The sequence below is a fragment of the Paenibacillus sinopodophylli genome, assembly GCF_005930355.1.
Classification (GTDB): domain Bacteria; phylum Bacillota; class Bacilli; order Paenibacillales; family Paenibacillaceae; genus Pristimantibacillus; species Pristimantibacillus sinopodophylli.
Genome location: NZ_VDBO01000004.1, coordinates 297,041 through 322,045, shown reverse-complemented (window position 1 = coordinate 322,045; position 25,005 = coordinate 297,041). Strand labels below are relative to the sequence as shown.

General features: G+C 48.9%; 24 protein-coding genes. 16 read left to right on the top strand and 8 right to left on the bottom strand.

From position 1 onward, the window contains the following. Positions 1-244 precede the first annotated feature (244 nt). Together FGT79_RS18550 and rnhA are read left to right on the top strand one after the other, a co-directional pair. Entirely contained in the window at positions 245-997 is a 753-nt protein-coding gene (locus FGT79_RS18550; protein ID WP_138754309.1) for a methylenetetrahydrofolate reductase, read from the top strand. Between the two features lie 194 nt (positions 998-1,191). Next, positions 1,192-1,863: a ribonuclease H gene (gene rnhA, locus FGT79_RS18545; RefSeq protein WP_138754308.1), complete on the top strand. Its 672-nt coding sequence runs from the start codon at positions 1,192-1,194 to the stop codon at positions 1,861-1,863. Between the two features lie 53 nt (positions 1,864-1,916). On the opposite strand, the gene FGT79_RS18540 is transcribed toward rnhA, so the two are convergent. Next, positions 1,917-2,783 (bottom strand): AraC family transcriptional regulator, encoded by an 867-nt coding sequence (locus tag FGT79_RS18540; protein ID WP_138754307.1) that lies wholly within the window; start codon positions 2,781-2,783, stop codon positions 1,917-1,919. Positions 2,784-2,935: 152 nt separating this feature from the next. Between FGT79_RS18540 and FGT79_RS18535 the strand changes: the two genes are divergently transcribed. The 3 genes from FGT79_RS18535 to FGT79_RS18525 are packed head-to-tail and all read left to right on the top strand — an operon-like array spanning position 2,936 to position 5,758. Then, entirely contained in the window at positions 2,936-3,994 is a 1,059-nt protein-coding gene (locus FGT79_RS18535) for a Gfo/Idh/MocA family protein (RefSeq protein ID WP_138754306.1), read from the top strand. Next, the gene (locus FGT79_RS18530; RefSeq protein ID WP_138754305.1) at positions 3,991-4,848 is read left to right on the top strand and encodes a sugar phosphate isomerase/epimerase family protein; all 858 of its coding nucleotides are present in this window, start codon (positions 3,991-3,993) and stop codon (positions 4,846-4,848) included. Before FGT79_RS18535 ends, FGT79_RS18530 begins: the two co-directional genes overlap by 4 nt. Positions 4,849-4,867: 19 nt before the next feature. Beyond that, positions 4,868-5,758 carry a sugar phosphate isomerase/epimerase family protein gene (locus FGT79_RS18525; RefSeq protein ID WP_138754304.1) on the top strand — a complete coding sequence of 297 codons (891 nt, stop codon included), beginning with the start codon at positions 4,868-4,870 and terminating at the stop codon, positions 5,756-5,758. Between the two features lie 116 nt (positions 5,759-5,874). Here FGT79_RS18525 and FGT79_RS18520 read toward each other — a convergent pair whose 3' ends face one another. The 4 genes from FGT79_RS18520 to FGT79_RS18505 are packed head-to-tail and all read right to left on the bottom strand — an operon-like array spanning position 5,875 to position 10,030. Continuing rightward, positions 5,875-7,236: an LLM class flavin-dependent oxidoreductase gene (locus tag FGT79_RS18520; RefSeq protein WP_138754303.1), complete on the bottom strand. Its 1,362-nt coding sequence runs from the start codon at positions 7,234-7,236 to the stop codon at positions 5,875-5,877. Between the two features lie 15 nt (positions 7,237-7,251). Beyond that, positions 7,252-8,088 carry an ABC transporter permease gene (locus FGT79_RS18515; RefSeq protein WP_138754302.1) on the bottom strand — a complete coding sequence of 279 codons (837 nt, stop codon included), beginning with the start codon at positions 8,086-8,088 and terminating at the stop codon, positions 7,252-7,254. Continuing rightward, positions 8,081-8,959 carry an ABC transporter ATP-binding protein gene (locus FGT79_RS18510; RefSeq protein WP_138754301.1) on the bottom strand — a complete coding sequence of 293 codons (879 nt, stop codon included), beginning with the start codon at positions 8,957-8,959 and terminating at the stop codon, positions 8,081-8,083. The genes FGT79_RS18515 and FGT79_RS18510 overlap by 8 nt, the downstream gene beginning before the upstream one ends. A 24-nt stretch (positions 8,960-8,983) precedes the next feature. Continuing rightward, complete coding sequence (locus FGT79_RS18505) at positions 8,984-10,030, bottom strand: ABC transporter substrate-binding protein (protein ID WP_138754300.1); 1,047 nt, start codon at positions 10,028-10,030, stop codon at positions 8,984-8,986. Between the two features lie 178 nt (positions 10,031-10,208). Between FGT79_RS18505 and FGT79_RS18500 the strand changes: the two genes are divergently transcribed. The 7 genes from FGT79_RS18500 (at position 10,209) to FGT79_RS18470 (ending at position 17,603) form a co-directional block, all read left to right on the top strand. Then, positions 10,209-11,426, top strand: coding sequence for a helix-turn-helix domain-containing protein (locus tag FGT79_RS18500; protein WP_138754299.1), 1,218 nt, complete (start codon positions 10,209-10,211; stop codon positions 11,424-11,426). 106 nt (positions 11,427-11,532) lie between these two features. Beyond that, positions 11,533-12,111, top strand: coding sequence for a biliverdin-producing heme oxygenase (locus FGT79_RS18495; RefSeq protein WP_138754298.1), 579 nt, complete (start codon positions 11,533-11,535; stop codon positions 12,109-12,111). A 185-nt stretch (positions 12,112-12,296) separates the two neighbouring features. Further along, entirely contained in the window at positions 12,297-14,018 is a 1,722-nt protein-coding gene (locus FGT79_RS18490) for a methyl-accepting chemotaxis protein (protein WP_138754297.1), read from the top strand. A 96-nt stretch (positions 14,019-14,114) separates the two neighbouring features. Continuing rightward, positions 14,115-15,047, top strand: a complete 933-nt coding sequence (locus tag FGT79_RS18485; protein WP_138754296.1) for a manganese-dependent inorganic pyrophosphatase — start codon at positions 14,115-14,117, stop codon at positions 15,045-15,047. Between the two features lie 113 nt (positions 15,048-15,160). Further along, positions 15,161-15,454, top strand: a complete 294-nt coding sequence (locus tag FGT79_RS18480) for a DUF6509 family protein (RefSeq protein ID WP_138754295.1) — start codon at positions 15,161-15,163, stop codon at positions 15,452-15,454. Positions 15,455-15,720: 266 nt separating this feature from the next. Continuing rightward, entirely contained in the window at positions 15,721-16,599 is an 879-nt protein-coding gene (locus FGT79_RS18475; RefSeq protein ID WP_246096493.1) for a DUF2167 domain-containing protein, read from the top strand. 38 nt (positions 16,600-16,637) lie between these two features. Then, entirely contained in the window at positions 16,638-17,603 is a 966-nt protein-coding gene (locus tag FGT79_RS18470) for a phosphotransferase family protein (RefSeq protein ID WP_138754293.1), read from the top strand. A 3-nt stretch (positions 17,604-17,606) separates the two neighbouring features. On the opposite strand, the gene FGT79_RS18465 is transcribed toward FGT79_RS18470, so the two are convergent. Next, positions 17,607-17,909 carry a hypothetical protein gene (locus FGT79_RS18465; protein ID WP_138754292.1) on the bottom strand — a complete coding sequence of 101 codons (303 nt, stop codon included), beginning with the start codon at positions 17,907-17,909 and terminating at the stop codon, positions 17,607-17,609. A 167-nt stretch (positions 17,910-18,076) separates the two neighbouring features. Between FGT79_RS18465 and rocD the strand changes: the two genes are divergently transcribed. The 3 genes from rocD to pruA are packed head-to-tail and all read left to right on the top strand — an operon-like array spanning position 18,077 to position 21,771. Further along, positions 18,077-19,288 (top strand): ornithine--oxo-acid transaminase, encoded by a 1,212-nt coding sequence (gene rocD / locus FGT79_RS18460; protein WP_138754291.1) that lies wholly within the window; start codon positions 18,077-18,079, stop codon positions 19,286-19,288. Positions 19,289-19,298: 10 nt separating this feature from the next. Continuing rightward, on the top strand, positions 19,299-20,195 hold the full coding sequence (gene rocF / locus FGT79_RS18455) for an arginase (RefSeq protein WP_425465028.1): 897 nt from the start codon (positions 19,299-19,301) through the stop codon (positions 20,193-20,195). Positions 20,196-20,223: 28 nt separating this feature from the next. Next, positions 20,224-21,771 (top strand): L-glutamate gamma-semialdehyde dehydrogenase, encoded by a 1,548-nt coding sequence (pruA, locus tag FGT79_RS18450; protein ID WP_138754289.1) that lies wholly within the window; start codon positions 20,224-20,226, stop codon positions 21,769-21,771. 3 nt (positions 21,772-21,774) lie between these two features. On the opposite strand, the gene FGT79_RS18445 is transcribed toward pruA, so the two are convergent. Continuing rightward, complete coding sequence (locus FGT79_RS18445; protein WP_138754288.1) at positions 21,775-23,127, bottom strand: aminotransferase-like domain-containing protein; 1,353 nt, start codon at positions 23,125-23,127, stop codon at positions 21,775-21,777. Between the two features lie 11 nt (positions 23,128-23,138). Beyond that, on the bottom strand, positions 23,139-23,972 hold the full coding sequence (locus tag FGT79_RS18440; RefSeq protein ID WP_138754287.1) for a MerR family transcriptional regulator: 834 nt from the start codon (positions 23,970-23,972) through the stop codon (positions 23,139-23,141). A 170-nt stretch (positions 23,973-24,142) separates the two neighbouring features. Here FGT79_RS18440 and FGT79_RS18435 point away from each other — a divergent pair, with 170 nt between their 5' ends. After that, positions 24,143-24,961, top strand: a complete 819-nt coding sequence (locus tag FGT79_RS18435) for an NAD(P)H-binding protein (RefSeq protein WP_138754286.1) — start codon at positions 24,143-24,145, stop codon at positions 24,959-24,961. Positions 24,962-25,005 lie beyond the last annotated feature (44 nt).

The window sequence follows — 25,005 nt, the reverse complement described above, 5'->3', positions numbered from 1 at the left end:
GATCGTAGAACGAGGAGTATCGAGCAAATAAAAAGGCTGGGGATCGCATCATAGGCCCTCAGTCTTTTATTGTTGGTTGTTTAGGCGGCATATTCTAGCACATATAAATAAAAATGATAGGATATTGAGAATATCTTTATTGGTAATTTGAATTAAAATTCGATATTATGAATTATTATACATTTGACGAATACATACATGCTAATAAGTCTTTTATTATATTTGGAAGCAAGGAGACCATGCAGTGAGAATTTCGTTAGAGCTGGTACCGAGAGATTCAGAGGGCTTGAAAGCCGAGCTTCAATTCATCAAAACAGAGTTTCCGGCCATTAATACGATTAATATCCCGGATCTGACGCGGTTCGAGCTTAGAAGCTGGGAAGCCTCTGGCCTGTCGAGATCTTATTACAGAGACTGCATCCCTCATATTAGAGCGATGGACTTTGATGCTGGCGAGCCATTCTCGTTAGTGGAATATTTGGATCAGCATCAAATTGCTGAAGTGCTTATCGTTACAGGCGACGAGCCCAAAAACGGAAGCAAGCAGGTCTATCCAACAACCTGTCTTGATTTGGTTGCCAAGCTTAAGCGGGAGCATCCTCATCTGAAAATTTACTCAGCCATTGATCCTTATCGGAGCAGCATTCGTGCGGAATACGAATATGTGCAGCGGAAGCTGGATGCCGGCGTGGAAGGCTTTTTCACACAGCCCTTTTTCGATTTGCGGCTTATGGAGCTGTATTCCGAGATGCTCTCGTGCGCGGATATATTCTGGGGGGTATCACCTGTCGTATCGGAAACCTCGAAGCGATATTGGGAAACGAGAAATCAGGTGGTGTTTCCGAAGGATTTCCAGCCAACGCTGGAATGGAACATCGAGTTCGCGAAGCGAGCGATGGCGTATACGAAGCAAACGAACAGCAGCCTTTATTTTATGCCGATTAAGGTGGACCTGCAGGCGTATTTCAACGGAATATTCAATAAGGTGCTCGTCTAACGCCATACAAACTATAGGATGATTATGATCAGGCAGCCGATGCGAAGCGGTTGTCTGATTCGCGTGCAGGGTCATATTCACAATAACAAGAAATGTTGCCGCTGTTTCTGGTAAAATAAGCGATACAGCTTGTTTACCGCGAACATGGCGGAGAACGTTCGGTCTATTCCTAAATAAAGGTGGCATGAAGCAAGATGGCAAAAGGAAAGTTTTATGTCGTATGGGTTGGCAAAAAAACGGGGGTATTCACGACATGGGCTGAATGCCAAGCACAGGTCAGCGGCGTGAAGGATTCGAAATTCAAATCATTTGAATCGAAGGGGCAGGCTGATTCGGCTTTCAAGGATGGCTGGCAGAAGCACTGGGGGAGCGGGAAGGACGCGGCGCCATCCGCACAGTCCCGCTCGCAGGCAGGGAGCGGTGTTAAGCAGACGGTTATGCTGGATGAAGCGTCGTCGTCGATTGATTATGACAGCATATCGGTGGACGTAGGAACGAGAGGGAATCCAGGCCCCGTAGAGTATAAGGGCGTTGATACGCAAACAGGCGATATTTTGTTCTATGTCGGACCGATACAGAACGGCACGAACAATCTGGGAGAATTCATCGCGATTGTGCATGCGCTCAGGTATTTGCAGGAAAAGGGAAGCAAGCAGACGGTCTATACGGATTCCCGTACCGCGCTTAGCTGGCTTCGCAACAAGAAGGTCGCTTCGACTTTGAAGCGAGACGCGTCCACATCGAAGATCTGGGAGCTTACGGATGAAGCGGTAAGGTGGATTCAGACAAATACGTATGCGAATAAGGTCATCAAATGGAATACGGAAGAGTGGGGCGAGATTAAAGCGGATTTTGGGCGCAAATAGCCTAATATCCGGGGAGGGCTCCCCCCTGATTTATACGCCTATTTATGGCAAGATTAGTTTCCCCGAAGCGAGGATGGGGAAACTTTTTTGTGTTTCTTGAACGTACGGCTGAAGTAATAGATATCATTGAAGCCGGTTGCCGCTGCAATCTCTGATACGGTTAAACCGCTGTAGCGAAGCAAGTAATCGGCTTGGCCTAAGCGTGTCGTCGTAATGTATTCCGTTACGGTATGTCCGCTCAGTTCCTTGAACAGTCGGCTGAAGTGGTAGCGGCTCAGGTTAGCTATAGCCGCGAGTAAATCTACGGAGAGCTCCTCTTGATAATGCTGTTCGATATGCTGGAAGACTGGAGCAAAGCGCTCAATATTTTTAATACGTTCGGCATATTCGTCCTGTGTAAGCACGGTAGCAACGTGACCTCGAAGCAGCAGCGTCAGCAGGCGGTACAGCTCTGATTTGATAGCAAGCTCATAGCCGAACTCGCGATGCTCCAGCTCATTCACGATCGCAAGCATACAGGCGGATACTTTACTGTCGTCGCCAATGTAGTTCTGGAGCAGCAGCCGATTCTGTGTAATCGGCGTGATGAATTTGGTTTCCGCAGCATCGGCCGATTGGCTGTGCAGCAGTGAAATGTCAGCGATGAGCGCATAGTAATGCAAATTCTGCGATAAGCTTACGCCGTAATGAAGCTCATTGCTGTTCACAACGATGAGATCACCAGCGGAAGCAGTTATGGTGGTGGAGCCGCATTCGATAGAAGCGCTTCCGGTGACGATATATAGAAACTCAAGATGCTCATGGAAATGATGCGGGAATATGACGACACCTTGCTGATCATAAGTAGTACGGTGCACTTTGATCGGGAAATGGGGATCAGGCATGTCCATCGGCTCACGCAGTTCCTCGAATTTTTCCATGTAGATTTTCCTCCTGAAGTCAGATAGCACAATTGTACAAACGAACCGCACAGCTTTGCATGGCGTTGCACGCTCAATCCATTATAATACGGAAGTATAGACACGCAAATTCTTTGCATTCATCACGTACGATAATAAAGGAGTGGTAGTTGATGAAACCGATACAAATCGCAGTTATTGGTACTGGCTCTATCTCATCCCTTCATCTAGATGCTTATATGAAAAATACGAATGCAGCACTGTATGCCGTATGCGATCTGAATGCTGAACGGGCTCAAGCGGCGGCCGAGAAATATGGTGCAGAGAAGGTGTATACCGATTACCGCGAGCTGCTGGCGGACCCGGTTGTTGACGCGGTAAGCATCTGTACATGGAATAATACCCATGCGGAGATCAGTATAGCTGCGCTTGAAGCCGGCAAGCATGTGCTGGTAGAGAAACCGCTCTGCAAAACTGTCGAGGAAGCGACAAAAGTGCAGGAGGCGGTTCAGAGATCTGGCAAGCTGCTGCAGGTGGGATTCGTCCGCCGCTATGACACGAACGCGCAGCTGCTGCGTGCGATGGTTGATCGCGGAGAGTTCGGCGACATTTATTTTGCCAAGGCATCCACGCTTAGACGGCTCGGCAATCCAGGCGGCTGGTTCTCAGATATCGAACGCTCGGGCGGCGGACCGCTCATTGATATTGGTGTTCATGTCATCGATCTTTGCTGGTATATGATGGGTCGTCCGAAGCCGGTATCGGTCAGTGCGAATACGTATCACAAGCTTGGCAACCGTTCCAATGTCCAGCATTTAAGCTTCTATCAAGCGGCAGACTATGATGCGGAGCAAAACACCGTCGAGGATATGGCTAACGCACTTATCCGTTTTGAGAATGGCGCATCGCTGCTTGTTGATGTCAGCTTCACGCTGCATGCGAAGGCGAATGAAACCGTGATTAAGCTATATGGCGAGAAAGGCGGCTTCGAGATCGATCCAGAAACGGTCATTGTAACGGAACAGAATGATACGATTCTGAATATCTATCCGCAAACGGACAATAAGGGATTCGATTTCGCAAGCGCCTTCCAGAATGAAATCGACCACTTCATTGACTGCGTTGCTACGGGCAAGGAGCCGATTAGTCCCGTTGCGGATGGCGTTGAAATCATGAAAATACTAGTTGGCATTTACGAGTCGGCTGCGAAAGGGGCGGAGGTTCGTCTATGAAACTCGGCATCAGTACATACAGCTTATACGGAGCGCTCCAGAGCGGCGAAATGACGATTCAGGACGTTATCGCTTTTATCGCGTCGATTGGTGGGGAGCATGCCGAAATTGTGCCTTTAGGCTTTAATCTAACGGAAAATCCGGAGCTGATTGAAGTGATTAAGGCGCAGGCGAAGGAGAGCGGCATCGAGCTGTCCAACTATGCGGTTGGCGCGAACTTCTCTGGGCTTGATGAGGAGCAGTTCGCAGCAGAAATTGACTGCTTGAAGCATGAAGTCGATATCGCAGCAGCGCTGGGTGTGAGAAAAATGCGCCATGATGTGGCCTCGTCCTCCAATTTGTCCATCACAAACTTCCTTATGGAACTGCCAAGGCTGGCTAAAGCCTGCCAAATGATCGCAGATTATGCAGCTCCGCTTGGCATAACGACTAGTGTGGAGAACCATGGGTATTACATGCAAGACAGCGACCGCGTACAGGCGCTAGTATCGTTAGTTGACCGTCCTAACTTTAAGACGACGCTTGATATAGGCAATTTCCTATGCGTGGATGAGAACCCTTATGCAGCAGTACGGAACAATATCGGTCTAGCTTCCATGGTTCATGTTAAGGATTTCTACTACCGTCCTGCGTCGGATTATCCTGGCGAAGGCTGGTTCAAGTCGAAGAGCGGCAACTGGCTGCGCGGCGCAATCGTTGGACATGGTGATATTGCCATTCATAAGGTGCTTGGACTTGTGAAGGAAAGCGGCTATGATGATTTCATTTCCATTGAATTTGAAGGCTTAGAGGACTGCCGCCTTGGAACAAGGCTCGGTTTCGAATTCGTTAAGCGCGCGTGGAGCGAACTATAATAGAAGGAGCGGTGGAGCAATGACTTTTCCTGTTATGACGAATAAGATTGGCGTAATTGTGGACAGCTTTCAGGTTGGGGTGAAGGAAGGCTTGCTGAAAGCGAAGCAGGTCGGAGCAGATGGTGTACAAATGTATGCGGTGCAAGGCGAGCTTGATCCGGCAGCTCTGACACCAGCGGCACGAAAGGAATGGAAAGCATTTATTGACGGGCTCGGCCTCGATATCTCGGCTTTGGTTGGTGATTTGGGCGGACATGGCTTTCAGGACTCTGCTCAGAACCAAGCGAAGATCGACAAGTCCAAACGGATTATGGAGCTCGGCATGGAGCTTGGAACGAACATCATTACGACGCATATCGGCATCGTGCCAAGTGACAAGAATAGCCGCGTTTATGAGACGATGCATACGGCATGCGTCGAGCTTGCGCGTTTTGCGAACGACATGAATGCCTATTTCGCAATTGAAACAGGACCGGAAACGGCCGCTCACTTGAAATTATTTCTTGACGGTCTCGGAACGAAAGGTGTTGCCGTTAACTTTGATCCGGCCAATATGGTTATGGTGACAGGCGATGACCCCGTTCAAGGTGTGCATATCCTGAAGGATTATATCGTGCATACGCATGCGAAGGATGGGGTGAAGCTGGGTCATGTCGACCCACGCGATGTGTATGGCGATTACGGCTATGAGAAATCGCTCGACCATGAACATATTGCAAGTATGGCGGAATCTGGCCCGGCCTTCCGCGAGGTTCCGCTCGGCGATGGCGCAGTAGATTGGCCTGCCTATCTGAGTGCGCTGCAGGAGATTAGTTACGGCGGCTATTTGACCATTGAACGCGAGGTTGGCACGAATCCTGAGGGCGATATTAACAGAGCCGTTCAGTTTTTGAAAGGCTTCCGGGTATAAGGTGCAAGTGATGTCATGAAGCTAATTCTAATAAAGCCCCACCGTTCCTATTTTTCCATGAGAAGAATAGGAGGGTGGGGCTTTTACTAATAGCTGGTTGCTGAAATAAGTCGGAGTTATAGGTTGGCTACAGCAGGCGCACCCGCCTCAGTGGCTGCTGAGTGAGGGTTAGCCGGGCGCTCTAGCCCAAAATGCTCCCTTAGGGTGTGGCCGTCATATTCCTTGCGGAATAGGCCGCGGCGCTGCAGTTCGGGAATGACTTGGTCCGCAAATTCCTCAAGCCCGGCTGGCAGGTAAGGCGGCATGATATTGAAGCCGTCGCTCGCTCCGCTTACGAACCATTCTTCCAGCTGGTCGGCAACTTGGATAGCCGTTCCCGCGAAGGTGCGATGTCCGCGTCCGCCGGCGAGCCTGTGCAGAAGCTGTCTGATTGTCAGATCTTCGCGTGTTGCTAGGTCTACTACTAATTGGAATCGGCTTTTGTTGCCATTGATGTCCTCTAGGCGCGGCAGCTCAGGCAGCTTGCTGTCGAGCGGGTATGTGAACAAATCGATATTCAGCATATGCGACAGCTGGGTTAGTCCGTAATCGATGACCGTAAGCTCGTTCAGCTCCTGTTCCTTCTCCTTCGCTTCCGACTCGGTAGCGCCGATAATGGGGCAAATACCGGGCAGGATCAGAAGCTGCTCCGACCTGCGGCCGTATTTGCCTAAGCGTGATTTCACATCGGAATAAAAGTGCTGCGCATCCTGCAGTGTTTGCTGCGCGGTGAAGATCGCCTCCGCATATTGTGCCGCGAATTCCTTGCCGTCCTCGGAGGAGCCGGCCTGAACGAGGACGGGGTAGCCTTGTGGTGATCTCGGAATATTAAGCGGGCCGCGTACTTTGAAGGAGTCCCCAACATGGTTGATGCTGCGAACCTTATGGTGATCAGCGAACGTTCCTGAATCGCGATCAATAATGAGCGCGTCATCCTCCCAGCTGTCCCACAGGCCGGTTGTCACCTGTAGAAACTCATTCGCCCGTTCATAGCGCTTGCTATGCTCCAAATGAGTATCCTTATTAAAGTTATTTGCTTCCACGGAGCTTCCAGAGGTTACGATGTTCCAGCCTGCTCTTCCTTTACTGATATGGTCAAGCGAAGCGAATTTGCGGGCGACATGGAACGGCTCGTTGTAGGTAGTGGATACTGTACCGATTAGTCCGATTCGATTCGTCACGGAGGCGAGTGCGGACAGCAGGGTAAAAGGCTCAAGTCCGATAAAAGCGCCATGTTTGATATTATTATTAATTGCTAATCCGTCCGCTAGAAAAAGGGAATCAAACTTCGCTGCTTCAGCGGTTTTTGCCAGCCGTTCAAAATATTTAATGTCTGTAATGTTCTGAGGCTCCGTCCCCTGGCGCCGCCAAGCGGCTTCATGATGCCCTGCGTTCATAATAAATAAATTCAAATGCAGCTGTCTTATCGAATGACTCATATCGATCGCACCCTTCTATTCGTTATAGGTTTGTTTCCATCTCGTTAAACGTTTTTCCAGTGCAACCAATAAGTAGTTCACCACCACCCCGATGAAAGAAATCGTAATAATGCCAGCGTACATGCCGGGAATTTGGAAGTTGAACTGTGCGTATTGAATGAAGTATCCAAGTCCTGACTGTGCACCTACCATCTCTGCGGCAACCAATACTAGAATGGAGCTTGCACCTGCTTGGCGGATGCCGACAAAGATGGTAGGCAGCGCAGCTGGAATGATGACCTTATAGAACAAACGAAGCGAGGTCAGCCCCATAGAGCGGGCAGACTTGATTAGAAGCGGGTCAACGTTTTTGACGCCGCTGACCGTATTAAGCAAGAGTGGGAATGAGCATGCATACAAGACGATAGCGATCTTTGAGGTTTCGCCGAGCCCCAGCAGCAGGATGAATACAGGCAGCAGCGCCAGTACCGCTGTGTTTCGCATAAGCTCAAGCAGCGGGTTCAAATATTCCGCGACCGGCTTCCACCAGCCTATTGCCAGCCCAAGTGGAACACTTATGGCAATGGCGAGCAGGAAGCCTCCGCCGGATCGCAGCAGGCTCGCAATCATATGCTCCGCGAGATCGCCGGATATAAATAGCTGCCACCATGCTTGAAGTACCTCCGAGAGCGGAGGAAAGAACGTTACATTGACCAGGCCGACACGCGGAGCGATCTCCCAGAAGACGAGTAGTGAAAGGATTACAATTGAAAACTTGAATACTTTCCTAAGCTTATCCATGGACCACTCCGCCACTTCTAAGCTTCTGTTCGTGCGTAAAACAATCGTTTCGCCCGTACTGCTGTTAGCCATCGTTCGCCACCTCTTTCAGAGTAGATTTACCGTGTGAGAAGCTGTTTAAGGTTTTTGCCTTTTCCTGCTCCTGCGCTCTGCTAACCTCGTCTTTAAGCAAATCCCATATTTCATGCCGGAGCTGCACGAATTCAGGCTTGGCACGCAAATCCTCCTCGCTGGTACGTGCTTCGAAGGGAATCGTGATGATTTTTTTGATCCGTCCGGGACGAGAGGTCATAACAGCTACGCGCTGTCCGAGATAAACGGCTTCTTCTATGCCATGCGTGATGAATATAATCGTTTTTTTCGTAGCCTCCCATATCCGAAGCAGCTCGCCCTGCAGCGTTTCCCTAGTTTGGGCATCTAGCGCTGCGAATGGTTCATCCATAAGCAGTACCTCGGGATCATAGGCAAGGCTTCTGGCAATCGCAACCCGCTGCTTCATTCCCCCTGACAGCTCATGTGGATAACGGTTCTCGAATCCCGCGAGTCCAACCAAAGCAATATGCTGTTCGGCGATTTCGCGACGTTTCTTGCGGGTGATACCCTTCGCCTCAAGTCCGAACTCTACGTTCTCAAGCGCTGTTTTCCATGGGAATAGCGCATATTGCTGAAACACGATTCCCCGGTCTAGATTAGGCCCTGTAATCACTTTGTTGTCGAGCAGGATCTGCCCGCTGTTAGGCTTGGTCAAGCCGGCGAGCAAATCAAGCAGAGTGGATTTGCCGCATCCGCTCGGTCCAACTATCACCATGAATTCTCCCTGCTTCACATCCAGGTTAATATCTTGTAAGGCTGATATAGGCTGCGATTCTTCCGCGAGGTGCCCCAGATTTCTTTTGATACGAAATGATTTCTGAACATGCTGGATGCTGATTTTGGCAGTCATGAGCAGTCTCCTCCTATGGCTGAATTATTTGGTTTCATTTAAGTAAGGACTGAATGCATTGGTATATAGCTCAGATGCTTTGACTTGGCCTTTCTTGAGCGTGCCTTCTGCCTCGAACCAGCTAATCCACGTATCGAATTCTTTGTCGGAGATGAGGCCGCCTTTGCCGGCGACACCTGTACTTCGCCAATATTTGACGGAGGAGGCATCTTCCTTTCTGCCTCGCTTGTTAATAATGGACTCGTATCTGGCGATGACCTCTTCCCTCGGCGTCGTTCGCGCCCACTCGATTGCTTTGGCAGTTGCTTCGACGAATAAGCGCGTTGCATTCGGATTCTTTGCTATAAACTTGTTAGATAGAACATAGCTGCCAGCGCTGAAGACGCCGAACAAGTCGGTATCCTTGAAGAGGGGATGAATGCCGCCGCGTTCCAATGCTTTATCTCGTAATATGCCGCCAAGCGAAGCGATGTCGATTTGTTTGTCTCTAAGCGATTGCTCCGTTGAAACGGGTGGTACGACGACGAGTGTTACTTGTTTAATTTCATCTAGGGTAAGACCGGCACGGTACAAATATTCTTTAACGACGGCTTCGTGATGTCCACCTAATGTGTTCATGCCGACTTTCTTGCCGATTAAATCTTTTGCCGTCTTGATTGGGCTGTCATCAAGTGTATAGTAGCCGGTCCATGTGCTATCATCCGAGCCGTAATACGCAAGCACGGAAGTGATTTCCGCCTTGGCGGCAATCAGTTTGACGATTGCTCCATTAAAAGCCCCGCCGAAGTCGGTATCTCCCGTAACGACGGATTGAATGTCTTGCGGTCCGCTGATGGTATTGCCAATATAATTGAGCTTAATTGGTGCTAAGTATCCCAAGTCCTCTGCAAGCTCAGGAAAGGATACGGCACCGGTCCAGCCTTGGTATCGAAGCTCTGCGACTTCTGGCTCACCATCGCCGGATGAGCTCGCGGTAGTGGTTTTAACGCCGCCGCAGCCAGTGAGTGTAATGGCGGAAGTAAGCAGTAAAACGTACAGAATATAAACCGTTTTGTTGGACGATACCTTCATGGAATAAACCTCCTATTATTTGAATGTCTCAAAATCCTATAGACTTAGTAAGGATTAATTTCTATAATTGACTATAAGATCCATGCGGAGTTTGTGTCAACGAAATGACGATGAACGACCATGAAAGAAGAGGAATGACAATAACGTTTTTAGCAGTTCTTAAGGAGGCGGGAAATCGATGCTTGATAAGCGGCTAAATCTACTTTCGATACATGAGGCAATGGATATGCTTGGTGTGAGCAGATCGACTTTTGATAGATGGCGCAAGCAGAAGCATCTCCCTTACACCAAACTTGGGAAAGAGGTGCTTGTCGATCCGATAGAGCTAGAGAGCTGGATCAAGCATCATTCTACGGGAATTCCGCAGCGAGCAGCTGCGATGGAATCAAAAATCGCAGCAGGTGAGCAGCATTCAGGGACCATAACGATCGGTTATCAAAGCAGTTATGCTCATGTATGGACAGCCGCGATAATGAAGGAGCTAGGTTGGTTCGAGGAAGAAATTTTTCGAGTTAATCCTGAACGAGCCAAGGATGTGAGATGGGTAGATGCTGCGAACGGTCCGGAGCTTGTTAAGGGAATGATCGGAGGGCATGTGCAGATCGCTTCAATGGGTGACTACCCGATTGCGCTCAGCAGCTCATTGGCAAGACTGCTGCCTTCTTTTCAGTCGATACTGATTGCCTTTGACGGTAAATCAAGGCGTGGCAGTGGTATTTCCTTGGTCGTTCGCAAAGGTATACATATACGTGAGGTATCAGATATATCCAAGCTTAAGATGAGAACGGTAGCGCAATCCAGCTCAGGTTACCGTCTAACTAAGCTTCTGATCGCTGCAGGAGGAAATCCCAATCACATCTTGCATCAGGATATGGACGTAACGATGGCAGGCATCGTTCAGAGGAATGTGGAATGCAGTATGCTGGTTGAGCCGTATCTCAGCTTGGTGCAGTATCATGGCACGGGGCAAGTGCTGTTTCAAGAGGAGCTTGGCGAGGACTATCTGACGGGAGTTATTGCGGAGGAAAGCTGGGCACGCGGCAATCGAGAGATTGTCGTTGCTTATCTAAAGGCTCATCTTCGCGTCCATCAGTTTCTTCGCAAGGAGCCGGCCGAAGCGGCGAAGATCATGGCGAAGATGAAAGGGATTCCTGCGGATTTAACCGCCCGTGTAATGAAGAAGGTAAGATGGGATGCTGCACTGTATAAGAAGGATATCCATACGCTTACGCTGCTCAAGCAGGAGAACATGCGCTTGGAGGGAGGGCTTTTTGTCCACCATGCCGACATTAGATATGATGCTGAATTTTTGGATGAAGCTATAGAGGCCCTGCACTTGCCGCTGCCGAATGCAGCATTGCTGACGGGGGACTGGGAATCGGAGCAGGTTTATTAGGGAGCTATAAGAAATTCCTATTTGGAGTAATGAAATGACTGCGTTTATAATAATAGAAATATGGATAGAGATTTACAGTTGAGAGGAGAGGTTATCTATTAGCATTATGACAAGGCTTCGCGAGGAAACAGCCCCGAACCATGATCAGATCGAGAGCAATCCTTATGCTAAGGCCATTATGAACCAGACGTTGTCCCAGGAGGAATACACTCTTTATTTGGAGAAGTTCTATGGCTTTATTAAGCCCGCAGAGCGTATAATCGCACAATTATCAGGGTGGGGCGAGTTCAAGAGTTCTTTGGGCGAGAGAGCGAAAGCTCCTTTGCTGGAGCGGGATTTGCTTGTGCTTGGAAAAAGCGCGGAACAAATAAACGAGCTCCCGGAATGCAGCGGGCTGCCTGAGCTGACTACAGTCGCGCAAGCGTTCGGGTACATGTACGTCATTGAAGGCTCGACGATGGGCGGACAGATTATTACGAAGCAGGTTCGTAAGTTTCTGCCCCTTGCGGAGCAGGAGAACAAAGGAACAGAATATTTTAACGCATATGGCACAGAGACGAGAGCCAAGTGGGCTGAATTCCGCGGGGTAATCGAGCAATCCGTTGCTTCGGAAGAAGCTGCACAGCAGGTAATCGATTCTGCTAAGGATACCTTTAATACGCTGGAGGCGTGGTTGAAGGTCTAATCGCGGCCACTAGCATGCTCATATGGCGATAGCAGTAGTTTAAGCTTTATATTGTAGAATGAATGGTTGTCCGAACTCATCTTTGATGACGGGGGCAGCCTTTTTTTTGTTAATAGTAGAATAGTCGACGTCGAATCTTGTAAAATGGTGTCAACGTTTGTTTTATTCGGGAAGGGGTATTCAGATTGAATCGTTTATTGACGAGAATGGTTTTATTTTTCTCCCTTCTGATCCTGCTTGCAGGGACAGTGCTCGGCTTTACGATCTATCGCTCGTCAACTGGACTCGTGGAGCGCTCATTAGGCGCGCAAGCGCAGCTAGTAGCAGAGAATGCGGCAAAGCTGATCGATTTGGAGGCTTATGTGAAGCTAAGTGTAGAATCGAGAGAAACAGAGTATTATGACAAGCTGCGGGATCAACTAAACTCGCTGCGCGAAATGAATGGTTTGAAATATTTGTATACGCTCGCAGAATCTGAACAGAACGGCAAGCCTGTCTATTACTACGTGGTTGACGGGGCCCCGCAGGATGCAGCAGCGGACGATTTCTCAGCGCTTGGAGATCTCGAGGAAAACGAATATCCGAGGATGATTCAAACGTTCGCAGAGGGTAAGCCCCAGATTGGCGAGTTATCGAACGATTCGGAATACGGGGCAACGATTACGGCATATGTTCCACTGAAGAGTAAAACTGGCGAGTTGCTTGGAATTGTGGGGGCTGATTTCGATGCAACGCATGTCTATGCGTTGATGGACGATAATCGCAAAGCGACCCTCTATGTGACGAGCGGTATTATAGCGTCCGGCATTCTGCTCGTGTTTCTGCTGGCCAGCTACTTGACACGTCCATTGTTGAAGCTGACCTCACAGGTTGCTAGAGTAAGAGAAGGAGACATGACTGTTGAGATTAGAACGAATCGCAAGGATGAGATCGGTCATCTTGCTTATACGTTCGATCAGCTCGTGATGAATACACGAACGGTTATACGAAGCATGCGAGACAATTCCGATCGGTTGCTTCACACCTCGGAAGGCGTCACGCACCACGCAAGGAGCACGACGGAAGCGAGCCGCTTGATCGCTGCCAGTATTCAGGAAGCATCGGGGGGCGCGAGTACACAGGTCATTCGTGCTGCGGACATGACGAAGGCAGTTGAAGGCATGACGCACAGCATGCTGCGGATAACCGAGTCGGCTGCTATTGTATCGGACGTAGCCCAGGTGACGATGGAGCAGACAGAGCGTGGCAACGAACTGATTGTCGAGGCGATGGCTGAGATGGAGACGATCCATGCAAAGGCCTCCGCGATGCTTGCGTCAACGCAGCATCTTGCCAGCCGTTCGGGGGAGATCGGAGAAATAACGCACGTCATGTCGAGTATTGCTAAGCAGACGAATTTACTGGCGTTGAACGCGGCTATTGAAGCTTCTCATGCGGGTGAGAATGGCAAAGGCTTCGCTGTCGTTGCCGAGGAGGTACGCAAGCTTGCAACGCAATCACAGCTGTCGGCCACTCAGATCGGGGAGCTCATCACCGCGATTCAGGAGCAAACGACGAAGCTGTCTTCTGATATGGAGCTGAATACGAGGTCGGTTGAGAGCGGACTACATCTGGTAAAAGATGCGGGTGCTGCCTTCGGGTCCATCGTTGCTGGTCTGGAGCAGGTTAATGTACAGCTGCAGGAAGTGTCAGCAGCCTCGGAGGAGGTATCCGCCGAATCAGAGGAGGTAGCGGCTTCGGTTGAGGAGATGGAGAGAATCTCCCGCCTTGCAGCCATACAATTCGAAGGCATTGCGACCAACTCCGGCGCTCAGATTGTCTCGATGGATGAAGTCAGCACATCGGCGGAACAGATTCGCGCAATGTCAAACGAGCTTTCATCGTTGAATAAGCGTTTTATCGTGTAGCCGTCTATGCGTCTAGTGTATAATGTACAAAAGGATTAGAGCCGCACATGCTAGACGAGGCTCTTCCGACAAATAACCTTTAAGGAGTTACTCCAAATGACTAAAACGCTAATTTTCGGGCACAAAAACCCGGATACCGACACGATTACTTCTGCAATTGCTTATGCTGAGCTGAAAACCAAGCTGGGTGCTGACGTTGAGGCAATCCGTCTCGGCGACGTGAACGGCGAAACACAGTATGCACTTGATTATTTCGGCATCGCAGCTCCTCGCTTAATTGAGAATGTTGCTGACGAGACAGATACCGTTATTTTGGTTGACCATAATGAGCGCCAACAAAGCGCGAATGATATTGACAGAGTACGCGTGCTTGAAGTAATCGATCATCACCGTATCGCTAATTTCGAGACAAGCCACCCATTGTACTTCCGTGCTGAGCCTGTTGGCTGCACAGCAACGATTCTGAATAAGCTGTACAAAGAAAACGGCGTAGAGATCCGTAAAGAGATTGCTGGCCTGATGCTGTCTGCTATTATTTCGGATTCCTTGCTGTTCAAGTCACCGACTTGCACAGATCAAGACGTTGCTGCAGCGCGTGAACTGGCTGAAATCGCTGGTGTTAACGCAGAGAGCTATGGTCTGGACATGCTTAAAGCAGGTGCTGATCTTAGCGACAAAACCATTGCGCAATTGATTACTCTTGATGCCAAAGAATTCGCAATGGGCAGCTACAAAGTTGAAATCGCACAAGTGAACGCGGTGGATACGAATGATGTGCTATCCCGTCAAGTAGAGCTTGAAGCAGCACTTCATGATATTATCGCGACAAAAGGTCTTGATTTGTTCGTGCTTGTTGTAACCGATATCCTGAACAATGATTCCGTTGCGCTTGCACTTGGAGCACAAGCTCATGCTGTAGAGAAAGCTTACCATGTAACGCTCTCAGACAATAAAGCTGTACTAAAGGGTGTAGTTTCCCGCAAATCGCAAATCGTTCCGGTTCTTACAGAAACGCTTAGCAGCCTGTAAGAGGTGGAAAATCACAATGGTGAGCAACAGCCTGTAACTTGCCTTTCAAGTTTCAGGCTGTTTTTGTTACACTGTAAACGGAACTAGATGAATCAAGAGGGAGCGGACACAGCATGTTTGCAATAACGGAATACAGCAGTGAATTGGTGAAAGATCCCTATGGCATTCTGACGGGAAAGCGATATGAGATGGTACTGGATCTGGAAGTTGCCGAGGATGATGAGCTCTATCAGGAAGAGGGTATTTCTCTAAGGGTTATTTTTGTAGTGGAGGAAGCGGGCTCGCGTATTGCGCGATACGAGTTTCTGACGAATACGACGAATACATATCTCGATTTCGAGCTGGAAGAGGATGAGGAGCAAATGGTGCTTGACTTCTGTCTGGAGCATTTCAATAAAACGGAATAATACGGTACGGAAATAGGACATTTTAACCAATGTCCTATTTTTGTGAGGTATTTTCCATAAAACCCCTTCTTTTTTGTCGAATATGTGCTAATATACTCACATATTGGTTGAATATTATCATTTACTCAAGGTGAAACGGCTATCGCCATCTGCTGGCGGCACGGCGCGTTTCATTCCGAGAAATATAGTGAATGTAAGTATAAGGATATACTTTCCTATATTTTCAAAAAGATAATAATCATATAACAGGAGATGTGGGGATTGTGATGAAGACGAAGATGATCAAGATGATGATGGGCTTGCTTGGCGTGATGCTGCTGCTGGCGTCGCCGGCTTATGCAACTGAGGTTATGCCTGAGGTGAATTGGGTAGAAGGAGGAACGACCGTTGATGTGGGAGAACTCTCTACTCTTCAATTGGACGAATCGCTGCTATTCCTAAATAAGCCGGATACTAAGATCATTCAGGAATACATAGGCAATCATTGGTACGGTACGGAGCTCGGAAGTGTATTCCCGGCCGATGAGAACCAGAACTGGTTCGTATTGTTCGAATATGAAGAGGTTGGACATATCTCGGATAAGGATAAGGACAAGATAGATAAGAAAAAACTGCTCAAGAGCTATAAGGAAGGAACAGAGGAGTCGAATAAGGAGCTTGCAGAGGAGGATCGCTTGTATGTGACGGGCTGGCATACAGAGCCATACTACAATGAAGCGGATCGTACGCTCATCTGGGCACTTGCGGCTGAGGATAGCGCGGGTTCGCCTGTCATTAACTATAATGTGAGAACCTTGACTCGCAGTGGTTATGTGTCTACGCTTTTAGTAACCGATCCTGAGCGACTGGATGAAGATATTAACATGCTGAATACCCTTATTCTACCGAATTATTCCATCAAAGAAGGCTTCCGTTATGGCGACTTCGACGCTGCTACGGATAAAGTATCGGAGTTTGGCCTGACAGGACTTATTCTAGGCGGTGCTGGATTGATCGCGGCTAAGAAAGCTGGACTTCTGGTAGCAGGCGCGCTGCTTCTTAAAAAATTCTGGTTTTTGGTAATTGCATTACCGGTTGCGCTATGGTCATGGATTAAACGCCGCAGAGAGGGTTCAAAGGATAGCACTTTGGAAGATTCGAATTAGGGGACTTCGCAATAAGACGAAGGGCAGTGGGGATCAAAGTGGAAAGCTCAATTAAGAGGAAGCTGACTAATGAAGAGCTGGCGGCTATTGCGCGCAGCACCTTCAACCAAGGCATAACAGCCGCTGCAGAGCTGACGGACGGCTGGGCAAACGCCGCTTATCTCGTCACGCTTGAAGAGGGGAAGCAAGTGATCGTCAAGGCGGCCCCTCCAGCAGGCACGAAGCTGATGAGCTATGAGCAAGGGTTGATGAAAGCGGAGGTTAAGGTGCTTAGGCTTGTGCAGCAGGCAGGCAAAGTGCCTGTACCAGCTGTTTACAAGCATGACAAGAGCGAGTCGCTCGTCAACTGCGAATATTTCATTATGGAGAAGCTTGAGGGCGAACCCTATAACAAGGTCAAAGAAAGCCTGACCGAGGACCAGCGGATTCAAATCGATTATCAGCTTGGGATTTATAACCGTGAATTAAATGAAATACGCGGTGAAAGATTCGGTTTGTACGCGGCGGAATCCAGCGCAGACGACTCATGGAGCGAGGTGTTCATGAGCTTACTTCTCGGCGTGCTTGCTGATGGCGAGAGCGAAGGAGTAGTTTTGCCGGCCGACTATGCCACAATTCGAAGCGAGGTCGCGCAAAGAGTAGGCGTGCTTGATGAAGTGACGGAGCCAAGGCTCCTGCACTGGGATTTGTGGGATGGCAATGTATTTGTTAAAGACGGCGAGGTATCCGGCATTATCGATTTCGAGCGTGCGCTTTGGGGTGATCCGTTAATGGAGCATTATTTCAGCCACTTTAATTTATCACCCGCTTTTCTTGAAGGCTACGGGCTCGAGGAGCTATCGCCTGAGCAGCAGCGCCGCAGAGCACTCTATGATCTGTATTTGGATCTTATCTTTTGCATAGAGTGCGCGTTCAGGCAGTATGAAGATCAGGAGCATTTGCAATGGGCGCAGGATAATATCGTACAAGGCTGGGAGCGTTTTTTGGAAGCTTCAGGCAAGTAGTGCCTAGGTAAATAGGAATAAGCTGGCTAGTGCCAGCACCCAAAGCAGCGGGACCAGTGAAATGGTTACCGCTGCTTTCATTTTACCCTTGCGGTATAGCAGCCAGCTCATGATAATGGACGCAATTAAAGCAATGGGGTATAGCCAATAAACAATGAACACCAGAAGCGGCCAGAACATGTGCTCACCTGCCGGGTTGTCAAAGATCATAAAGGACATCAGTGCGGTAACAAACCAAATGAAGGTGAACATCCCGAACAGAATTTGACTAATAAGCATCGTAAGAAAAACTTTTTTATTTCTCATTCTCACATTCACCTCCCCGCTACATATTAAAGCAAGCATTTGATTCGCGCACAAGTAAAATCTTTCTTTCCGCCGCTCCTGCTTTTCCTTTTGTTATTTGTAGACCCCATCTCGCATAAAATCCAAAAACGGCTATTTTTTGCAAGGCTTGCGGAAAGGAGCAGGAGATGCACAAGAAACCGCCGCATATCGAGCTGGCAGAGCAGTATGGTGCCCGCAATTATCATCCCCTGCCAGTCGTCATTAGCTATGCAGAGGGCGTATGGGTACAGAATTCGGCAGGCAAACGGTTCATGGATATGCTGAGTGCTTATTCGGCTTTGAATCAGGGACATCGCCATCCTCGGATTATAGCGGCATTGAAGGAGCAAGCGGATAAGGTAACCCTGACGTCTCGCGCCTTTCATAACGAAACGTTCGGTGAATGCTGCGCCAAGCTTGCGGCCTATACTGGCAAGCAGAAGATCCTGTTGATGAATTCGGGAGCAGAGGCGGTAGAGTCGGCGATTAAGGCTGTGCGGCGTTGGGCTTATACCAAGAAGCAAATACCGGAGAATCAGGCGGAGATTATCGTCTTCGAAGGAAACTTCCATGGGCGCACACTGACGGTTACCTCTTTCTCTTCTACCGAGGTCTATCGGAGCGGCTTTGGTCCTTTTACACCTGGTTTTAAGCTCGTGCCTTATGGGGACATCGAGGCGTTGAAGGCCGCTGTGAACAGCCATACCGCTGCTGTGCTCATAGAGCCGATTCAAGGAGAGGCAGGCATTCGGATACCGCCAGACGGTTATCTTGCAGCCGTATCCTCGCTCTGTGCGGAGAAGCAAGTGCTGCTCGTTGCAGATGAAATTCAGACCGGCCTCGGGCGCACAGGGCGCAAATTCGCATGTGACTGGGAATCGGTCGTTCCAGACATTTATATTTTGGGCAAGGCGCTGGGCGGAGGGGTACTGCCTGTATCGGCCATTGCGACTGATGCGGATATTATGGACGTCTTTGACGCTGGCTCGCATGGCTCTACCTTCGGCGGCAACCCATTAAGCTGCGCCGTTGCGATAGCTGCTCTTGCTGTTACCGAGGAAGAGAAGCTTGCTGAGCGGTCTCTTTCGCTTGGGAGCTATTTCATGAGCAAGCTGGCGGTGCTTGCTCATCCCCATATTAGCCAAATCAGAGGGCGCGGCTTGTTTCTTGCCATTGAGCTGGGCACTCCAGCAAGACCCTATTGCGAGAAGCTTATGCAAGAAGGGCTGCTTTGCAAGGAGACCCATGAATATGTCATTAGACTGGCTCCTCCACTAACCATAACGTCAGCTGAGATCGATTGGGCTTTCGAGAGGATTCAGGCAATTTTCGATGACGGCTTATCAGCAGGAGAGTGAGAATATGAGGATGCAAGAGGTTGCTATTCTAACGGTTCCTTTCGGGAAGGGAGCGGGCATTGCTGGTGCGGAGCTGGGTCCGGCGCATATCTTGCAAGCCGCAGCACTGGAGAGCAAGCTCTCTGAGCTGAACATCGCTTTCCGCCTTGCGGGAGAGCTTGCGCCAGTTGCGTCGCTGCCGCCGCTGCAGTCGGTTAATGCGAAGCATTTGGCCGAGGTGCATGACATGAGCAGCAGGCTGGCTGAGCGTGTGTCGGAGCTGACGGCGGCGGGAACTTTCCCGCTCGTGCTTGGCGGCGACCATAGCATCTCCATTGGAACAATTGCGGGACTAGCGGAGCATTATGATCAATTGGGCGTAATCTGGTTCGACGCCCACTCGGACTTGAATACGGAGGACACCAGTCCTTCGGGTAATATCCATGGCATGTCGCTAGGGATTAGCCTTGGAGTAGGCGTGCCATTGCTAACAGGGCTTAGAGGCATGACTCCCAAAATAAAACCAGAGCATATAGCGATAATCGGTGCCAGATCGCTCGATGCGGGGGAGAAGGCCTATATCCGTTCATTAGGCATAGCCTGCTATACGATGCATGATATCGATCGGCTGGGTATCGCTAAGGTTATGGTGAAGGTGATCGAACAATTCAAGCACAAGACGGACGGTGTACATGTCAGCTTCGACATCGACAGTCTTGATCCGCTTGAAGCGCCTGGCACAGGAACGCCTGTGAAGGGTGGTCTAAGCTACAGAGAAGCACATCTGGCGCTGGAGCTTCTCTACCAATCGGCGATCGTGACCTCTGCCGAATTCGTGGAAGTCAATCCAAGCCTCGACCATCATAACCAAACCGCTCGCCTTGCGGTAGAACTGATCGGTTCGCTGCTTGGAGAGCAGATTTTATAAGGAATGAATCGATTAGGGGGAACGATCCATGCGAGAGCCATTTCAGAATGAACCGTTTACCGACTTCAACTTAACCGAAAGCATCCATGACTTTCAAGAAGCGCTTCGCAAGGTCGAGCTGGAGCTGGGACAGGAATATATGCTGAAAATCGGCTCAGAACGTATTGAAACGATACAAAAGCGCAAGTCGATCAATCCGTCCGATGTGAAGCAGCTTGTAGGCATCGTATCTCAGGCGGATACAGCACTTGCTCATCGGGCTGTGCTTGTGGCGGCCGATGCATTCGAGGATTGGAAACGAATCGATCCTTCTGCTAGAGCGAGGGTGCTCTATAAGTCGGCGGCGCTGCTCAGGCGACGCAAGCATGAGTTCTCGGCATGGCTTGTATACGAAGCGGGCAAGAGCTGGCTTGAAGCGGACGGGGATACAGCAGAAGCGATTGATTTTCTGGAGTTTTACGGGCGCGAGATGGAACGGCTGGCAGAACGGCAGCCGCTTGTTGCTCTGAGCGGGGAGGATAATGAGCTCAGTTATATTCCGCTTGGAGTAGGCATCATTATTCCGCCTTGGAACTTTCCGCTTGCGATTACGGTTGGTATGACGATGGCTGCTGTCGTTGCAGGCAATACGGTTGTGCTGAAGCCGGCGAGCGCCACAGCTGTTATTGCAGCCAAGTTCGTCGAGCTGCTGGAGGAGGCGGGACTGCCTGACGGCGTCGTCAACTTTCTGCCGGGAGCGGGCAGTGAGGTAGGCGATTTCCTAGTGGAGCATCCGCTTACCCGGTTTATTTGCTTTACGGGCTCGCGGGAGGTCGGGCTCCGTATTAACGAGAAGGCTGCAAGCGTCCGTCAGGATCAGAGGTGGATCAAGCGAGTTGTAGCAGAGATGGGCGGCAAGGATACGATTATCATTGACGAGAGCGCAGATTTGGAGCTTGCTGCTGCTGCGATTACGGCTTCGGCGTTCGGCTATGCGGGGCAGAAGTGCTCGGCTTGCTCGCGAGCTGTCGTGCATGAGCTTGTTTATGACGAGGTCATTGAGAAAGTCGTGGAGCGTACGAAACAGCTCAAGCTGGGCAAGGCAAACGAGCGGAGTACTTCTATCGGGCCTGTCATTGATGAGCGTGCGTATATGAGTATTTTGAAATATATCGAGGTTGGACGAAGCGAGGGGACGATTGTGCTCGGCGGCAGAATCGGAGACATCAGCGGCTACTTTATCGAACCGACCATTATTAAGGATGTCGATCCGCACGCGCGCGTAGCCCAAGAGGAGATATTCGGGCCCGTATTGGCGTTCATAAAGGCCGAACACTTCGATGAGGCGCTTGCGATTGCCAATAATACGGAATACGGCTTGACGGGGGCGGTCATCTCCCGAAACCGCAGCCGGCTCGAGCAAGCGCGCGAACAGTTCCATGTGGGCAATTTGTATTTGAACCGGAAGTGTACGGGCGCATTGGTTGGCGTTCATCCCTTTGGCGGTTTCAACATGTCTGGTACCGATTCGAAGGCAGGCGGCCGTGATTATTTGCTGCTGTTCCTGCAGGCGAAGGTTGTATCAGAGAAATGGTGAGCATTATCTATGGACGGATTGGGTGATCATCGCACCAATTCGTCCTATTCCTTCTGCAATGTTAGACTCCGCTACGTTGGTGACGTTAAGCTTCAATAGATTTACTCGTTGGAAACCAGATAAGTAATCGTCATCAATCGAATGGATTAGAATGGATTGCTTTTGCAAACGGCTAATGATAGACGCTGCAGGAATCGATGATTCGAGTACAAGATGAGTATGAATCATCGGCTGCTTCGACGAATCGTATGTAAAGGCACCGCGACTTGCAGAGGCGGCTTGTACAAGAGCCGAATCCAGCAGCACAGCTCTAGCTGCATAGCGGTCTCGGATTTTGGCACGATGTCGCTCGAACATGCCGCTGCGCAAATATATTTCTAATGCGGCCTGTGAGAGCATGGAGCTGTCGATGTCATTTTGTTCCTTGTATTGACGGAAGGGTTCCGCAAGGCTATCGGGAATAATAGCGATTCCGATGCGAAGACCTGGAAATATGATTTTGGAATAGCTTTTCAAGTAGATCACATGGGACGAGCTGTCGTAGGCATAGATCGGATCAGCTTTGCTGTCCTGCTCGAAATCCGCGAGATAATCGTCCTCTACGATATATACATCGTATTTGGCGGCCAGCTTGGCGAGCTGCTGCTTTTCCTTACGCGTGTAGGAGGAGCCAAGCGGGTTTTGGAACCGAGGCATCGTATAGAAAAACTTTATATCTCCGTCTCGGAATAGCTGCTCCAGCCTATCGAAATCAAGCCCTTCTCGGCTGCGCTCGATGCCGATAACGGGTAAGCCGCGCGTCTCCAAATATGCGATGAAGAGATGGTAGCCGGGCTGTTCGACCAGAATTTTGCTTTTGCCGTTCGGGAAGGGCAGCGCGGCGAGCAGCGAGAGCGCTTGCTGGATGCCAGAGACGACGAACACGTTTTTGTCCGCAGCGAATACCTGATAGCTCGTCAACTGCTTGCATACGACATCAATGAGCGAATCCATGCCCTTAGCAGTACCATATATGAACAAGTCCTTCTGGTAAGTGTTAATGGCTTTGTTGATGCAATGCTGAAAGTCCAAATAGGGAAATAAGGCCGGGTCTGGAGCAGTCTGGGCGAAATCGAGCACGCTGTCCACATGGTCAGCCGTGTTGTCTGCTCCTGGCACCGCATAGTAGCCGCTCTTAGGAACGGCATAAATAAGATGCCGTTTCTCAAGCTCCTCCAGCGCTTTGATTATCGTGCTTTTGCTGCATGCATATTGGCTTGCAAGCGCGCGAATGGAGGGAAGCCTGCGGCCATCTTTGTAAGGGGCAACTGCGACCAATTCCTCAAGCTGGTTCATGAGCTGTAAATACATGTACATGGGCAGGCTCCTTATGTTGATATTTGCTTCCTCGTAATAAGAACAGATAGTTGGATCGTATATTCATCGTAACCCCGAACGGAAAGGTCATCTAACAAGACATCCTCATAGAAATAGCCGTGTAGCTTTAACCCTTCTTCATGAACAAATTTTAGCATTCGATCATAGGTCTCACTTACACTAGAGTATCCGTTTGTATGATAAGCAACCAAATATGTCCCTTTGTCTCGCATGTAATTAGAATAATGGGACGGTTTACTCACTCGAGTATAAAGATAATCGTAACTGAATGCTTCATTAGCTAATACTTTTGTTGTGTCTCGCATCCAGCCTATGGTGTGAGAAGTATCCATATTGTGACTATTCAAATATTTTTCGTGTTTAAGCATGGAATCGTAAAAACTTTCATCATTTGTGTAAGGATCAGCCTCGGTTAACACCAAATATTGCTCATGATTATGCTCATAAACCAATTGATCGGGTATGATTTGAATAGCTGCTTCTGTCATTCGTTTTTTCTCAGAAATAATCTTTTTCATTTTATTTAGTTTTTTAATTTTTGCATGAAGCAGCGCTTCTTCTTTTTCAAGCAGCACAATCAGCGCTTGGGGAGATTTTTTATTAAGATATTCCTTTATTTCTTTTAAGGGCATATCTAATTCTTTTAGAATTGAAATGACTTTCAGGACATCCCTTTGATTCATGGAGTAGTACCTATATCCATTATCAGCTTTCATTTCAGGGGAAAGAATCCCGAGTCGCTCATAGTGGAATAATGTATCTTTACTGATCCCCATAAGTTTCGCAAATTGCCCTGTAGATAGATGTGTTTGAAACTTCTCCATAAAAATCCTTTCTTGACTATAGTGTTACACCATACTTTATTGTAACGGAGTAAACCTGAATTGAAAATGTTCTTATCGCATGAAAGGGTCTCCCATCAGATAAGAACCCTAAAGGTAGTCTGATCCTTAAGTAATTATGGGGTAGAGTTATTTCGAGGAGGATATGAGTAATGAGAGTGTTAGTTACAGGCGCAACTGGAAGTGTGGGAAGGCATATTGTTGAGCAATTATTGGAAATAGGAATAGAAGTGAGAGCTTTGTCAAGGACTGCAGGGAGCTTGCCCACAGGAGTGGATGTCGTACTCGGAGATCTTGATTATCCCGAGGGTCTAGCGTCATACCTGCAAGATGTAGACCGTATTTTTCTGATTACACAAAGCGATCAATCTGACGCTAAGTTTGCAAAAAACGAAAGCATCATTCAAATGGCTAAACAAGCAAACGTGAAAAGGATTGTAGCTTTGATTGATTTCTATAACAATCCAATTGAAGAAGTTATTCAGAATAGCGGTATGGAGTGGACCATTCTAAAACCAGTGGAGTTTATGAAAAATGCGCTTTACGGATGGGCGGAATCCATACAAAAAGAAGGCAAGGTTCGTCATGCTTTTCCAAATAGTCTAAGTGCCCAAATTCATGAGCGTGATATCGCAGCTGTTGCGGTTAGAGCCTTAACAGAGGAGGGCCATCATCATAAAATTTATCATTTGACGGGTCCCGAATCTTTAACTATTAGAAGTATGGTCAAGCAAATTTCGGAAATCATCGACAAGCCTATCGCTATTATCGAACTGACTGAGGAACAAGTTAGACAAGAGTGGAAGGAGCAAGGTTTTGACGATACATTTATAAATTATTTCATCATCGAAATGGGGAAGAATCCACCGGCTGAGGTTTTTACCGTTAGGTCTACGGTAGAAGATGTAACAGGAAAGCCAGCTACAACGTTTGTCCAGTGGGTCAATGAAAACAAATCATATTTTATTTAATCTAAGCAGATTTTTTTGGACAGCGGAAAGTTTGATTATATTTA

Coding starts and splice junctions, on each gene's coding strand:
- rnhA (WP_138754308.1), top strand. CDS start 1,192: ATGGCAAAAGGAAAGTTTTATGTCGTATGGGTTGGCAAAAAAACGGGG.
- FGT79_RS18540 (WP_138754307.1), bottom strand. CDS start 2,783: ATGGAAAAATTCGAGGAACTGCGTGAGCCGATGGACATGCCTGATCCC.
- FGT79_RS18535 (WP_138754306.1), top strand. CDS start 2,936: ATGAAACCGATACAAATCGCAGTTATTGGTACTGGCTCTATCTCATCC.
- FGT79_RS18530 (WP_138754305.1), top strand. CDS start 3,991: ATGAAACTCGGCATCAGTACATACAGCTTATACGGAGCGCTCCAGAGC.
- FGT79_RS18525 (WP_138754304.1), top strand. CDS start 4,868: ATGACTTTTCCTGTTATGACGAATAAGATTGGCGTAATTGTGGACAGC.
- FGT79_RS18520 (WP_138754303.1), bottom strand. CDS start 7,236: ATGAGTCATTCGATAAGACAGCTGCATTTGAATTTATTTATTATGAAC.
- FGT79_RS18515 (WP_138754302.1), bottom strand. CDS start 8,088: ATGGCTAACAGCAGTACGGGCGAAACGATTGTTTTACGCACGAACAGA.
- FGT79_RS18510 (WP_138754301.1), bottom strand. CDS start 8,959: ATGACTGCCAAAATCAGCATCCAGCATGTTCAGAAATCATTTCGTATC.
- FGT79_RS18505 (WP_138754300.1), bottom strand. CDS start 10,030: ATGAAGGTATCGTCCAACAAAACGGTTTATATTCTGTACGTTTTACTG.
- FGT79_RS18500 (WP_138754299.1), top strand. CDS start 10,209: ATGCTTGATAAGCGGCTAAATCTACTTTCGATACATGAGGCAATGGAT.
- FGT79_RS18495 (WP_138754298.1), top strand. CDS start 11,533: ATGACAAGGCTTCGCGAGGAAACAGCCCCGAACCATGATCAGATCGAG.
- FGT79_RS18485 (WP_138754296.1), top strand. CDS start 14,115: ATGACTAAAACGCTAATTTTCGGGCACAAAAACCCGGATACCGACACG.
- FGT79_RS18480 (WP_138754295.1), top strand. CDS start 15,161: ATGTTTGCAATAACGGAATACAGCAGTGAATTGGTGAAAGATCCCTAT.
- FGT79_RS18475 (WP_246096493.1), top strand. CDS start 15,721: ATGAAGACGAAGATGATCAAGATGATGATGGGCTTGCTTGGCGTGATG.
- FGT79_RS18465 (WP_138754292.1), bottom strand. CDS start 17,909: ATGAGAAATAAAAAAGTTTTTCTTACGATGCTTATTAGTCAAATTCTG.
- rocD (WP_138754291.1), top strand. CDS start 18,077: ATGCACAAGAAACCGCCGCATATCGAGCTGGCAGAGCAGTATGGTGCC.
- rocF (WP_425465028.1), top strand. CDS start 19,299: ATGCAAGAGGTTGCTATTCTAACGGTTCCTTTCGGGAAGGGAGCGGGC.
- pruA (WP_138754289.1), top strand. CDS start 20,224: ATGCGAGAGCCATTTCAGAATGAACCGTTTACCGACTTCAACTTAACC.
- FGT79_RS18445 (WP_138754288.1), bottom strand. CDS start 23,127: ATGTACATGTATTTACAGCTCATGAACCAGCTTGAGGAATTGGTCGCA.
- FGT79_RS18440 (WP_138754287.1), bottom strand. CDS start 23,972: ATGGAGAAGTTTCAAACACATCTATCTACAGGGCAATTTGCGAAACTT.
- FGT79_RS18435 (WP_138754286.1), top strand. CDS start 24,143: ATGAGAGTGTTAGTTACAGGCGCAACTGGAAGTGTGGGAAGGCATATT.